Raw genomic sequence first — 14,039 nt, 5'->3', positions numbered from 1 at the left:
TTATAACAAAAAATTAACGGAATTTTCAAATACGGATGGGGTTGAGCCAGTAGGCCAAACGTTGTGAGAAACCTGTTATAGGTTTTAAAGGTAGAGCGGAAGCTAGCTTTAAATTTCGGTTGGTTGCCTGGCAACCTGTTTTTGAATATGACTTCCTAATTTTCAAAAACCCGAACACAGAAACACGGTTCAATTTGTTCAGCTAAATGCGCGGCAAATGTAATTTATTTTTTAATATGTGAAATTATTTCAGTAAAAATTTAACATAAAAAACACCTCTGTAAAAAGAGGTGCTATATTTTAATTATCAGTAATTTACTACATCATGCTAAAAAGCTCAACCTCTTTTTTGGTCAATATTTTCCAGCGGCCTCTCGGTAGGTCTTTTTTAGTTAGGTGTGCAATAGTTACACAATCTACCTTCACTACATCGTATCCTAAGTGATCAAAAATATCACGGATAATGCTGTTGCCCATATTTTTAATTTTTAAACCTACTTCCTTTTTGGGCGAATTTTCAACATAGCTAATTTCTTCTACTTCGACGGTTTTGCCGTTAATGGTTAAGCCTTCTTCTATTTTTTGAAGATCAAAAGCTTTAAGATTTTTGTCCAATTCTATGTGAAATAGTCGTGGCATTCCTTTGCTGTGCAGTTTTTTAACCAGTTTATCGTCGTTGGTAAACAGCAATAGGCCGGTTGCATTTCTGCCCAAGCGACCAATTGGTTTTACGCTAGCTGTAGTAGCGTTTGAGATTAAATCCATTACGGTCAGGCCTTTGCTTTGGCTGGTTGTTGTAGCGACCGATTTAGGTTTGTTCAATAAAATATACGTGTCTGGTTCTGGGTTGATGCGGCGACCATCGAAACGAACATCATCGTTTAACTGAACTTTATGGCCCATCTGGTTGATGATTTTTCCGTTCACCGATACCAAGCCGGTTTTAATGTAGGTGTCTGCTTCCCTTCGCGAACAAATGCCGCTGTTGGCAATGTATTTGTTTAAACGGATGCCATCGGGGTTTTTCTGATGGTTGGTTTTACCATCTTTACTTTCTTTTTTAACGGTAGGCTTTTTTCTACTTAAAGGGGCGTTTCCTCGTGCACTGCTTCGTTTTCGGGTGTTTCCGGCACCGCGTCCAGAAGGTTTGCCTGTTTTATTGGTAGTTTTTCCTTTTCCGCTATTGTCTTTTCTGCTCATATTCATTTCCAGATTTAATCTAGAATTTTTTAATGCCTGTGATAAAGGCGAGGTTCTCAAATTTTTTGCAAAGGTAGGCAAAGGCTTTGGTTTTCAAATAACAATAGCCAAAAATCCGTGGTGTTAAATTTTCAAAAGGAAGCGGTTGAGCAATAAATCGACATCGATCAACACAATGCTGAACACACCGATTACAATAATGAATTTAAGAATATTGTGCAGCACGATGTAGTGTAGTTTTCGTTTCGATTTCCAAAGGATGAACAAAAAAAACAACAGTGCCAGAATGCTTCCGAAGAAAAAATAATTCATGTACCCAATTGGAAATTTAAAAATAAGCAACAGCGCGGGGATAAAAGCAATAAGACACATGAGGGTCAACATTCGTTTCGATATGGTTTCACCATACACTACAGGGATGGTATGATAATTCTGTGCCAAGTCACCTTTAATGTTTTCGAGGTCTTTTACCAGTTCGCGCATGGAAATGAGCAGGAACAAGAAGGTGGCGTGCACAAAAATCACCAAATCGAAATTTCGATAGTAAATAAATACGGCAAAGAAAGGGATAACCGCCAAGATCGCTGCCGTAATGTTGCCGATAAAGGGATACTTTTTCAGCTTGTGCGAATACAGCCAAAGCACAAAAATATACATGGAGAAAAATAGTACGGCCCTAAACGAAACGTAACTGGCAAAAATGACCGAAAAAAAATTCAATATAAAATACACCGAAAGTTTGGTGCGTTGGCTCACCAACCGATCGAGCATGGTTTTTCGTGGCCGGTTTATTAAGTCTTTTTCGCTATCGTAAAAACTGTTGATGATGTAGCCAGACGCAATTGCGGCCGCCGAAGCCAATACCAGCATCAACAAATTAACATCCAGTAAAACCTGTTTTACCGGTAAATTGGGCGCCAAAATGTAGATGGAAGTTAAGTATTGTGCAATTATGATTATAAGAATGTTATAACCACGAACCACCGAAAACAAACTGAAAACCTTTAGTAGAAAATGTTTTTGTTTTCGACTTAACATAAGGTATGTGGGTTGAATATATTTAGAAGTTATACACCACTTCCAATCTATAGTCTTTCAAGGCTTGGCGCGCCTTATCGATGTCTTGGGTAAAACCTAACATATAACCGCCACCGCCAGAGCCACAAAGTTTTAGGTAGTAAGCGTTGGTGTCGATCCCTTTTTTCCACAAGGTGTGAAATTGTTTTGGGATCATCGGCTTAAAGTTGTCCAGCACCACTTTTGAAAGCTGTTTTACATTTCCGAAGAGGGATTTTACGTCGCCTTTTAAAAAGTCGTGTACGCAAGCATCGGTATGTTTTACAAACTGGTCTTTTACCATACTCCTAAAACCCTCTTGCTTCATGTTTTCCATAAAAATCTGAACCATGGGTGCGGTTTCTCCCGTACTGCCACTATCCAACAGAAAAACAGCTCCTTTACCGTCTTCGGTTTGCGAAGGGATGCCCGCCGGCTCGATATTGTCTTTGCTGTTAATCAAAATAGGTAGGCTTAAATAACTGTTCAAAGGGTCCAGCCCAGACGATTTTCCGTGGAAAAACGACTCCATTTCGGCAAAAATGGCTTTTAACTGCAACAGTTTGTCGCGGGTTAAGTTTTCAAGAACGGTAATTTTATTGTTTGCGTACTTATCGTAGATGGCCGCAACCAAAGCACCACTGCTGCCTACGCCGTAACCTTGCGGAATACTGCTGTCAAAATACAGTCCATTTGCCACATCGGCTTTTAATTTTTCAATATCGAAGGTTACCAGCTCTGGATTCTCGTTTTGAAGCGTTTCCAGATATTTGGCAAACCGCAATAAACCATCGTTGCTCTTTTTGGTGTGGATGGTTTTGTGTTCATCGATTTTAAGGGCGCCATTGTAAAAGTTATACGGGATGGACAAGCCTTTAGAATCTTTTATAATTCCATACTCACCGAACAATAGGATTTTTGAATAAAACAGGGGACCGTGCATAAGGTTTCGTTAATGGTTAAATGTACCGATTTCAATTCGGTCATGCAAATATATAAAGGGAGCGTTAATATTTTCTGAATTTTTTTATAAAATATGCTTTATCAAACAATTACAGTGGTTTTTACAGCGCAATTGCTCCTTCGCCAGTGTGATCATGAATGTATTCCCCGTTTTTACAAAATTGTTTTAAGTCCGTTTCAATAAACGTTGAAACAGCTTCTTTTTCGGGTTCAGGATATAAAACGTGAACATTGGCGCCTGCATCCAGCGTAAAACAAACGTTGCTTTCTGTTTCTTTTCTGAAATTCCAAATACGGTTTATAATTTCGAGCGTATTGGGTTTCATTAAAATAAAATAAGGCATCGACGTCATCATCATTGCGTGCAAGGACAAGGCTTCACTTTCTACGATTTTAATAAATTCTGAAATAGTACCTTCTTTTAAAATCGGGATGAGTTTTGAAAGATTGTCATTGGCTTGCTTAAAACGTTGTTCGGCAAACGGATGGTCGTGCATTAAATTATGCCCAACAGTACTGCTCACTTGCTTTTCACCTTTATCGACCAACAAGATGGTATCCTGATAATTTTTGAAAGTATCGTGAACTTCAAAAGGATAATTTGTTCCGAATAAATTAGTGCTTCCGTCAATGTCTGGGTGTTCCCCCCAAACCATTAGCGGGCCTGCAATGCTCCTGCACGCACTGCCGGAACCCAAACGAGCCAAAAAGGAAGCTTTTTTGTTGAAAAGTTGTTGCGGTATTTTTTCTGAAACCAGTTGTTTTTCAATGGAAAGCAAACACAACGCCAATGTACTCATCCCGCTGGCCGAAGAGGCAATTCCGCTACTGTGCGGAAAACTGTTGGTGGTTTCGATTTTAAATTTGTAATCCTTCAGAAATGGGACGTATTTTTCAATCCGTTCAAAAAACTTTTCAATTTTTGGTTCAAAGCTTTCTTCCCTTTTTCCGTCTAAAAAAACTTCAAAATCAAAATCCTTATGCTCCGAAGTTTCAGCCAAAGAGCGTTTTTGATAGGAAAGTGTTGTTTTCGTATAGCAATTACTCAATGTAAAACTGATGGAAGCATTTTTAGGCAACTGTTCGCCATATTTTCCCCAGTATTTTACCAAAGCAATATTGCTTGGGCTTTGGTAGGATACACTGCCTTTTTCAAGGGTTTTGGTGTAAGGTTTTGGGATGAAATCGGCTTCGGTCATCAAAATGATTTTTCAGAAAACAAATATAGGTAAATGCACTATGTGATAAAAGAATAAAAAATATGTGATGACATATTGTAAACAAAACGATGTTTCAACAATACTTAAAAAGCCATTTCCTGTTGTGAGGAGAATTGGAGTGGTTCGAAAACGCCCTGCTATTAGGGGCGTTTTTTAGTATATCGTAAAAAACTGCCGCTCATTTTGTGATGACAAATCAATTTGTTTACGATGATTCATTAGAAACAAATAAGCTTGATATGAAAACACTACTTGTACTCGTTGTCGCCTTTTTTCTTTCATCTTGCCTGTTGGATACTTCAAAAACCGATGAACCGGTAAACGAGGTCGCCTTAGAGAAACAGCATGAGCCCAAACAAACAAAATTGAACAGGAGAAAAGGCACGGCTTCTAAGAAAGCTGAAAACCCAAGTGACCCGAAAAGTATTCAACAAGACATTCGCCTCTTTGAGATACGTGACCCCAAAACCGGAATGGTTTCGGCCACCATCCCGTTTCCAAGTGATTGGCAACAAATCTATAACGATCGCGAATGGACTTTCAAAGGCTCTAATGATATTAAGGTTAGCGGTGAGTTTGGCAAACATTTTATGTACGGGACCCCTTATGGGCAATATAGCGGCAATACACGCAACCCAATGGAATTGCAACAAATTATAGACGAGTTTTTTATGCCTGTTGCACAACAAACAAACCGCAGCTTGCTTACCACCTATGAGGTGCCGAAGGTTGCCCAAACCACACACGGATTTCGCACCCGATTGTGGCAATATGCCCCTTCCCAACAATCCACAAAGGCCTATGCCATGGAGTGGCAAGATACGAAAGGGATGAAGTATATAACAGTATTGAATGTGTTTAATGATCAATCTCAATTAGGCAGTAATTGGGGATTTTATGGAAAATTTTTGCAAGCCCCTTCTCAAGATTTCCAACGAGCCAAAAAAGCTTTTTTATATGGATTGGAAAATATGGAATACAATCCAAAATATATAGCTGTCCATAATCAAAATGAGATAAACCGCGCCAATATTAGAAACACAGCCCATCAACAACGTATGGCAGCAATCAAAGCACGGGGCAATGCCTCTCAATCAATTGCTAAAACCTATAGTGAAATATCCGACATCAGTCACGCAGGATTCCTTAAACGAAGTAACATTAATAGCAACGGACATTCAAAAACTATCAATACAATCGGAGAGCGTACGGTTATAGGCAATCATAATACGGGAGAACATTACAACGTACAGGCCGGAAGCAAATACTATTGGGTAAACAACAATGGCGAATATTTTGGGACGGACAATTCGCTGTTCGATCCGCGTATTGACAATAAAATCAACGGAACCGAATGGGTAAAATTTGAAAAAGAAAATTAAGAAAGCAAAAAAATGTGTAACTTTCCTATATCTACAAGATGGGGGAAATCAAACACATAGAACAGCAATTTGAACTGATAAGCGCCATAAAAGCCAATAACGAAAGGGCTTTGCAAAAATTATATATCGAAAATTTTTACAAGACCGAACAGTATATTTTAAAAAACAACGGCACCATGCCCCAAGCAAAAGACACATACCAAGAAGCTTTTATTACGGTTTGGCGAAACATCAAAGACGGGAAATTTGTTCCTGAAAATGAAACGGCCGTACAAGGGTACCTGTATCAAATAGCGAAATATAAATGGCTCGATTTTCTTCGGTCGTCGCGCTATAAAAAAACTACGCCTTTTGAACCTTTGGAAAACAACAAGGATATGGCAATTTCAGAAACCATTGATACGGAAACTGAAACAAAACGCAAACAGACCATGCTTGCTTTTGAAAAGTTAGGCACGGAATGTAAAAAACTATTAACCGATTTTTATTACAACAAAAAATCCATGCGCGAGATTGCTTCACAATTTGAAATTGAAGAAGCCTCGGCCCGCAACAAAAAATACCGTTGCATCAATAAATTGAGAGAACTTACTTTATCCCCAACAAAATCATGACAGAAAAACTAAACATAACACAAGCAGAATTTGAAAAAATAGAACGCTACATCACAAATAAAATGTCTGCTGAAGAGCAAAAACAATTTGTCGATAGCCTCTCCAACGACCCATCCTTACAGCAAAAAGTAAACGAAGTGCGCACGCTTATCGATGGCGTGGAAGCTTCGGCTTTAAAAGATAAACTGGACGATTTTCATAAAGAGTTGCCACAAACACATTCCAAGGTAGTTAATAAAGGGGAACTGATCCAAAAACCAAAACGGTCCAAAATGCCCTTATATGCCATCGCAGCTGTGTTGGTGGTTATTTTTGGTATTTTGTGGTTTTACAATTCGTCCGATCCAAACGAAAAACTGTTTGCCCAGCATTTTACGCCAGATCCCGGTTTGCCCACCACCATGAGCACAACAAATAACTATACTTTTTTTGATGGCATGGTAGATTACAAACAGCAAAACTATAAAACAGCCATCGAAAAATGGAAACCGTTATTGAGCGAAAAACCAGAAAATGACACGCTCAATTATTTTTTGGGCGTAGCCTACCTTGCTGAAAAAAATGAAAAGGAAGCCATTGAATACCTTCGCGAAGTTTCAAAAATCCAATCGAGTATGTTCCTTCAGGAAAGCTATTATTATTTAGGGTTGGCCTTTTTGAAAAACGGCGAAATTGAAAAAGCCAAGACAAATTTTGAAAAAAGCAATACTAAAGAAAGCCAAACACTCTTAAAAGAACTGAAAAAATAAGATGAAGCCTATTGTTGTATCATTCGTTTTTTTTGTGGTTTTTATATCACAATTCGGTTTGGCGCAACAAAAAAAGGGCACTTCGCTTCTGGACAGCTTGCTTTCAGAAAAAAAATACGAAAAGGCCCAAGCCGAACTTTATGCACAAATAGACCAATTAAAAAAAAGCAACGATTACAGTACGCTTTCCGGCTATCCTTATTATGTGGGTAAAATAACATTGGAAAATAGCGATCGGCAGCAAGCGATTCAAGAAATAAACACGTTCGTGGCCGATTTTAAAGAACGAACCGCCAATCCGATATTTCTTCAAGACCTATATGCCGAAATAGGTTCCTTTTATCAATCCATAGGGCTTCATGAAGAGGAAACCAAAAGTCATAAAACCGCACTGGAATATGCATTGAAAATTCCCGGAAAGCCCGGAAAAAAAATTGGCAAAGGCTATTACAATTTGGCGACAGGAGAATTGCGCGAAGGTAACGTAAGCCAAGCGATCGACAATTACAAGAAGGCATTGCGATATTATAAAAGCGACCCAGGAACCAATTTTCTGGATTATTATTTCAGCTATTCAGGCATGGGCACGTCTATGTATTATGCCTCAAAAATAGACAGCGCCATTTATTTTTATGAAAAAGCGGTGGATAATGTAGCGCAACTGGAAGACTCACCAATGAATTCGTATTATCGCCCAGCTCTGTTGCTCAACAATATTGCGGGTTTATATAGTTTTCAAGGTAACACCGCACAAAGCCTTGAAGCGATGAAAAAAAGCATTGCTTACAATGAAAAGTTTCTGAAATCTGACGCCGAAGCCTATAAAAAGACCGATGCGCAAAAAGCACATTTTCAATACATAGATAACTTGGCGGGGATTTACGAAAAACTGGGCGATTATAACAAACAACTGGATTTACTGATGTATTCCAGCCGTGGAAAACAGCAAGCTTTTGAAGCCGGGCATCCAGAGTTGTTCAAATCGAAAATTTTGTTGGGCAATGCGCAATTAAACCTTTTGAATTTTAAAGAAGCCGAAAAACACTTTAGCGAAGGCATTGCGGCCATAGAAAAACTTCCCAGTACGTTTTATGATTGGAGCGCAAGTGCCCATTATGGGTTGGCAAAAATTTATGCCGAAAATAGACAGACGGAAAAGGCAAAACAATTTTATAAAAAAGCCGCGACAGATTTCAGCCGCTCTTCACAAGACTATTACGACCCCATTGTGCTTACATTTTTTGAAGATGCCTCACAGTTTTACGCCAAAAACAACCAAAAGGGAAAAGCGTTGCAATTGGCTGAAAACGCTTATGAATATGTTACAAAGCATCAAGGGAAAAACACCCTTCCAGCCTTTTTGCAAACCGTGAATTTAGCCGCTGTTTATCTTGAAATAGGCGAAACAGAAAAGGCGTTGGAGTATAGCACCAATGCGTTAAGAACTTTTGAAGACCAAGCCTTTCAACGTAAAAACACGTTGGATTCCATTCAAGTGGAATTTAACAAGCCAGCTGCGATTTTGGTGCAATCCCAAGCCAAATATGAATTGAAGAAAGGAAGGGATTCGGTTTTTTTAAAAGGTCTTCTTGGCAATTTGCAGGAAGCTACTTCGATATTAAAACGGCGCAAACAATTTGTTGCCGCCCCCGAGAATATAAAAGCGCTTATTGAAGAAAACAACCAACTATACGACTTTGCAAAGAAACTGAATATAGCATTGTATGAAAAAACCCAAAATAAAACCTATCTAACAAACGTGCTTTCCTTGCACGAAACATCACTTTATAACCGAATACGTTCCCGGTTGAATTTAAGGGAGCAAATCAATGTCCCCAATGTGCCAAAAACTGTTTTAATTCGGGAAAAAAGGTTGAAGGAAAAACTTTCGACAGCACTTTCAAAAGAAGGGCTGAGCAATTATTTTGAAATTTCAGATCAATGGCAGGCATTTAAAGATTCATTAAAAGCAAACTATCCCAAATATTACCAAATGCGCTATGCTAAAATAGCCCCTACATTAAAAAATCTAAAACAATTTATTCCTGCCAGCACAACGGTTGTGCGGTATGTTTTTATTGAAGAAAACCTGTACGCTCTGGTCCTTACGAATACTGAAAAAAGTCTCCGTAAATTACCTTTTAAAAACGTGCAGCAGGACATTGCCCAGATAAATGAAAACCCTTTTAACGTTGCTGAAATAGCGCCAAAACTAAAGAACCTATATGATGCTTTATGGAAACCTTTTGAAAATGAAATAGAAACGGAAAAAGTCATTATCATTCCAGACGGCGAATTGTACAATGTCAGTTTTGAAACCTTGACGCCAAAACGGATTGCTTCGTTCAAAGAATTAGCAACAAACAGTTTGTTGGCAAAGCATACCATTTCGTACAATTTCAGTTTTCTGATTCTGGAAAATCAAAAAAAACAAACTGATTTTTCTGAAAACTTTATTGCTTTCGCACCCCAATTTTCTTCAGAAATGAAAACCAATTATGCAAGTACCGTAACAGATTCCCTGTTAATGGATCAAGGATACTTAACCCTGTTGCCGCAACCGTTCAGTATTGATTTGGTCGATAAATATGCTAAAAAGCTGGACGGGATGGCGTATGTTAACGAAAACGCTTCAAAAGATGCATTTGTAAACTATGCCAAAAACCATAAAATCATTCATATTGGCACGCACGCAGAGTCCAACAATATAAGTCCCGAGCTGTCCCGGCTGATTTTTGCCAAAACCACTTCAGAAGAAAAAAAGGATGAAAATTTTTTATACACCTATCAAATTTACAATTGCGACTTGTCTTCAGACCTTGCCATTCTTACCGCTTGCGAAACGGGAAAACCTTCCTATCAAGCCGGCGAAGGGATGATTTCTCTGGCACACGCCTTTGCCTATGCCGGGAGCGAGAGCATTTTGACCAGCCTTTGGAAAATAGACGAGCAATCAAGTGCAGAAATTATCGCGGCATTTTACGACAATTTGCAAAATGGCCTTGCTAAAGACCAGGCTTTAAAAGAAGCAAAATTAGCCTATCTTTCAAAAGCAGAAGGGCGCACGTTGGCGCCGCTTTATTGGGGCGGATTGGCAATTATGGGTAATACGGCGACTATAGAACTTCCGCAAAACGGATTTTCGTGGTACATATATGCCGGTATTGCCGTACTGGCTTTTTGTCTGTTTTTCTTTCTGTTGAAATGGTTGTAGTCTGGGTTTTTTATTCCGCTCTTTGAGCGGCCTGTAAATAATTCGAAATACACTGAAATGACTAATTTTACTGATTTAAGGCTGATTTTATCCTTTTTTAAAGGTTCCTTTCAAAGGAATAATTTGATTTGTTTTAATTTATAAAAAGACGCGAATACAATCTATTATTGATTTCGTCTTACGTCATATGTCTAAAAGCGAAGCGGTCTTAAATCTTAGTCGGACACGATTAATTCTATTAGTTAAATAAGAACCAATAACCCCATGGCTCCACATTTTTTTTTTACTTTCGTGAAAATCTTGTTTATTACACTATTTTGAAAAGTGCGGTTGCCACATTTTTGCTAATAACGTTCCTCTTTAACTTTGGAGGGTGTTATATTATTCTGAAATTTCAACAACATCAGGTAAAAAGGGAAATGATCCAGCAGATTAAAGCAGGTGTTGCTGATGCAGATTTGACCCAAATAAGAATCACTCCAGAAAACGAAGATCAACTTATTTGGGAAGATGGGGAAGAATTCCGTTACAAAGGGATCATGTACGATGTGGTGCACACCGAAAAAGTTGACCACAAAACCACCGTTTATCATTGCCTTACCGACACGCAAGAAACCAATTTGCTCGCAGAACTTCAAGATCTTATTAAAAAGAACAAAAAAACGAAAAACAATAGGAAGAATCCAGTAAAAACATTCTTCAAGGTTTTAAATAAAATTCCCCCTCAATTTCAAAAACAAGGGATAGCAATTTTTGAACCTACCCCAGAGGTTAATTTCCACTATGTAAATTATTACAACCCGCCCAAACTTGATATTTCAAGTCCTCCACCCAAAAAAGTTTGATGGTTTATTATAGAAAGCACCTCTTGCTTTCGCTTTAAATTAGGCAACATAGCCACTATGCCTGCCCATTCGTATTTATACAACTATTAAACTAATAACCCAAGGATAGAACCCTGGAACCAATTTTGCGTCGCAGCGCATCGGGAAATTATACATTTTTCTCGTCCGCCGTAGCGAAACGCGAAGGAGGATTAAACTTTCAAAATGATGAAAAAATTACTTTTATCCCTTTGTGGGATACTTATGTGCGCATCTGTCTTTGCACAATCCCAATTGAACGGGAAAGTCTTGGATGCCACCAATAACAACCCTCTTTCGGGAGCCACCATTAAAAAAAATGGAATCGAAACAACCACCACAGATGCCAATGGGGCATTTTCATTACCATGCAATAATAATGGAATGGCTTTGACAGTAACCTATATTGGCTACAAACCTTATACAGCCGAAGTAACCGATTGCAGCAAGAACCTTCAAATTTTGATGGTCCCATCGACCAGCAGCTTGGATGAGGTGCAACTTTCAGCAAATAGTTACAGGCAAGAATCGCTAAAAAAACCGGTTTCTGAAGTAAAACTGAACCCTGTCGAGTTAAACCGCGGTACCGGCCTGTTTTTGGACGATGCCATTAATGCCAACGTGCCTGGGGTTATCATGACACGGCGTGGGGTTTCTTCTGGGCAACAATTTAACATCCGCGGCTATGGGAATGGTGTTGGTTTTAAAGGCATCAGCAATAACTTTGACGGGCAAGGCTATAAGGTGTACCTTAATAACATCCCGATTACCGCTGCTGAAAACGTAACCCTATTGGATGATATTGACTTTGCGTCCATTGGGAGTGTTGACGTTATAAAAGGCCCCGCAGCCAGTAAATATGGTTTTGCCATTGCAGGGGCGGTAAATTTAAGGACCATCCGCCCCAAAAATGGGGAAACGTCCCTTTCACAAAAAGTGACCGTGGGCAATTATGGTTTGGCACGTTTTACTACTCAATTTCAAATGGGGCGAGAAAAAACGTCGTTATTGTTGAATTACGGCCACCAGATTTCCGATGGATTTATGGACCATAACAATTCCACTAAAGATTTTATGAATTTGGTTTTTGATTTCCGACCAAGTGAAAAACAACAAATCAGCACGTACTTTGGCTTTAGTAACAGCTATGACGAGCGTGGCGGCGAACTGACCATTGAACAGTATGAAAATGAAGATTACAGCGGGAGTCAGCGATATATTAAAAACAATGCCCATAGCGAAATAATTAGCTTTCGTGCGGGATTGAGCCATACGTATTCGTTCACTAATTGGTTGAGCAATACCACAACCGTCTTCGGCACCGGAACAAGCTCCAATAGCAGCTCTGCGGCGGGATGGAGTGAGGAGGCACCGCTCAATTACGGTACACGCTCGGTTTTTGACCTTGATTTTGACCTTGGTGGTGATTTTAGCCTTTCAGGACAGGCCGGACTCGAATTTCAAGAGAAACGCTCACAGGCATTGAGCTATAAAATGGTTGAAAACCCCAGCGATCCAGACGGCTACAATATTATTGGAGCAACGAGGAGCAATCAGTTTGCCACATCAAAAATCCATTTGTTGTTTACCGAATGGGTACTGAAAATGCCGTATGATTTTTCATTGACGGCTGGAGTGGGCAAGAGCTCGCTTTTTATAGATCTTGAAGATCGATTATACGATCCTGCTAGGGGTAAACCGAGGGTGGTTTCGGCAAATTATGACGATTTGGTTTCGCCGCATTTCGCCTTGAATAAGGTGTTCAACGATAACATTTCGGTTTATGCCTCTTATAGCAGCGGGTATAAAGCACCGGTGAGCGGAAACATCATCATCTCTGCCACGGGCGGTTTAAATACCGGTTTGGTACCTGAAGAAGGCAATCAATTTGAAATAGGTTCTAAAGGTAATTTGCTGCAAAACAAATTATATTATCAACTGGCGTTGTTTCAGGCAACGTTCAAAAATAAATTTACCTCAGTGGCAGTTCCCGCTGGCGATGGCACAACATTGTATTCCTATTTAGCCAATGGAGGAAAACAGGATCACAAAGGTGTTGAAGCCCTGCTGAAATACAACGCTTATGAATCTGCAACAGGTTTTTTCCGAAGCGTGAATCCGTATCTAAATGTAACGTATTCCGATTTTAAATATGAGGATTTCCAATATGAAGCCGTAAGCAGGGATGGCGAACTCATTTCACAAGATTACAGCGGTAATGACGTTGCCGGGGTTGCACCTTGGGTGATTAATGCAGGGGTAGATGTAAATACAAACCTTGGGTTCTACGGAAATATTACGTATATGTACCGTGATGCTGTCCCTTTTACTTCGGACGGACTGAATGTAGCCGATTCGTACAGCTTGCTTAATGGAAAAATAGGCTATAGAACCAGCTTTGGGCAGTTTGACTTAGATGCATTTTTTGGTGCCAACAACATTACGGGCACGCAATATTACTATATGCTCTTCTTGAACCAATTGGACGATGCCTACATTCCAGCACCATTGGACACCAATTATTTTGGGGGTGTAAACCTGAAATATAATTTCTAAGAAATAATATGATTAAATGCAATTAAAGCAGTTTAAAGTTAAATTAGGTTTTAATGATTCTGTTTCCCTGAGCGCAGTCGAAGGGTTAAACATCTTGACTGCGCTCGAGGCGACAGATAAGAATAATTTGCTTTGGAAATAGGTATAACATATAAACATAGAACAAGAAGAAGGTATTGAAAAGGCGCTTTGCATGTTTTTAGGGCCAACACTTTTTTAGTT

Annotated in this window: 10 protein-coding genes; 6 read left to right on the top strand and 4 right to left on the bottom strand. The window is 39.3% G+C overall.

All coding sequences use genetic code 11. The features are described from left to right. Positions 1 to 318: 318 nt before the first annotated feature. From DDV96_RS02330 to DDV96_RS02315, 4 genes are all read right to left on the bottom strand, one after another. Positions 319 to 1,200 carry a pseudouridine synthase gene (locus DDV96_RS02330; RefSeq protein WP_116693205.1) on the bottom strand — a complete coding sequence of 294 codons (882 nt, stop codon included), beginning with the start codon at positions 1,198 to 1,200 and terminating at the stop codon, positions 319 to 321. Positions 1,201 to 1,323: 123 nt separating this feature from the next. Beyond that, complete coding sequence (locus DDV96_RS02325; protein WP_116693110.1) at positions 1,324 to 2,238, bottom strand: geranylgeranylglycerol-phosphate geranylgeranyltransferase; 915 nt, start codon at positions 2,236 to 2,238, stop codon at positions 1,324 to 1,326. 22 nt (positions 2,239 to 2,260) lie between these two features. Further along, positions 2,261 to 3,199, bottom strand: a complete 939-nt coding sequence (locus DDV96_RS02320; protein WP_116693109.1) for a mevalonate kinase family protein — start codon at positions 3,197 to 3,199, stop codon at positions 2,261 to 2,263. 121 nt (positions 3,200 to 3,320) lie between these two features. Further along, positions 3,321 to 4,418 carry a diphosphomevalonate/mevalonate 3,5-bisphosphate decarboxylase family protein gene (locus DDV96_RS02315; RefSeq protein WP_116693108.1) on the bottom strand — a complete coding sequence of 366 codons (1,098 nt, stop codon included), beginning with the start codon at positions 4,416 to 4,418 and terminating at the stop codon, positions 3,321 to 3,323. A gap of 260 nt (positions 4,419 to 4,678) precedes the next feature. Here DDV96_RS02315 and DDV96_RS02310 point away from each other — a divergent pair, with 260 nt between their 5' ends. The 6 genes from DDV96_RS02310 to DDV96_RS02285 all read left to right on the top strand — a co-directional run bounded on the left by DDV96_RS02310 (position 4,679) and on the right by DDV96_RS02285 (position 13,817). Beyond that, positions 4,679 to 5,821: a hypothetical protein gene (locus DDV96_RS02310; protein ID WP_133240799.1), complete on the top strand. Its 1,143-nt coding sequence runs from the start codon at positions 4,679 to 4,681 to the stop codon at positions 5,819 to 5,821. A 38-nt stretch (positions 5,822 to 5,859) separates the two neighbouring features. Beyond that, positions 5,860 to 6,435, top strand: a complete 576-nt coding sequence (locus DDV96_RS02305; protein WP_116693106.1) for an RNA polymerase sigma factor — start codon at positions 5,860 to 5,862, stop codon at positions 6,433 to 6,435. After that, the gene (locus tag DDV96_RS02300; protein ID WP_116693105.1) at positions 6,432 to 7,184 is read left to right on the top strand and encodes a tetratricopeptide repeat protein; all 753 of its coding nucleotides are present in this window, start codon (positions 6,432 to 6,434) and stop codon (positions 7,182 to 7,184) included. The genes DDV96_RS02305 and DDV96_RS02300 overlap by 4 nt, the downstream gene beginning before the upstream one ends. A gap of 1 nt (position 7,185) precedes the next feature. Then, positions 7,186 to 10,398, top strand: coding sequence for a CHAT domain-containing protein (locus DDV96_RS02295; protein WP_116693104.1), 3,213 nt, complete (start codon positions 7,186 to 7,188; stop codon positions 10,396 to 10,398). A gap of 419 nt (positions 10,399 to 10,817) precedes the next feature. Further along, positions 10,818 to 11,243, top strand: a complete 426-nt coding sequence (locus tag DDV96_RS02290; protein ID WP_116693103.1) for a hypothetical protein — start codon at positions 10,818 to 10,820, stop codon at positions 11,241 to 11,243. 204 nt (positions 11,244 to 11,447) lie between these two features. Further along, positions 11,448 to 13,817 carry a TonB-dependent receptor gene (locus DDV96_RS02285; protein ID WP_240607656.1) on the top strand — a complete coding sequence of 790 codons (2,370 nt, stop codon included), beginning with the start codon at positions 11,448 to 11,450 and terminating at the stop codon, positions 13,815 to 13,817. Positions 13,818 to 14,039 lie beyond the last annotated feature (222 nt).

It is taken from the genome of Marixanthomonas spongiae (assembly GCF_003095375.1).
Lineage (GTDB): Bacteria > Bacteroidota > Bacteroidia > Flavobacteriales > Flavobacteriaceae > Marixanthomonas > Marixanthomonas spongiae.
Note: the sequence above shows the minus strand (reverse complement) of the source record. Positions and strands in the feature narration are given on the sequence as shown.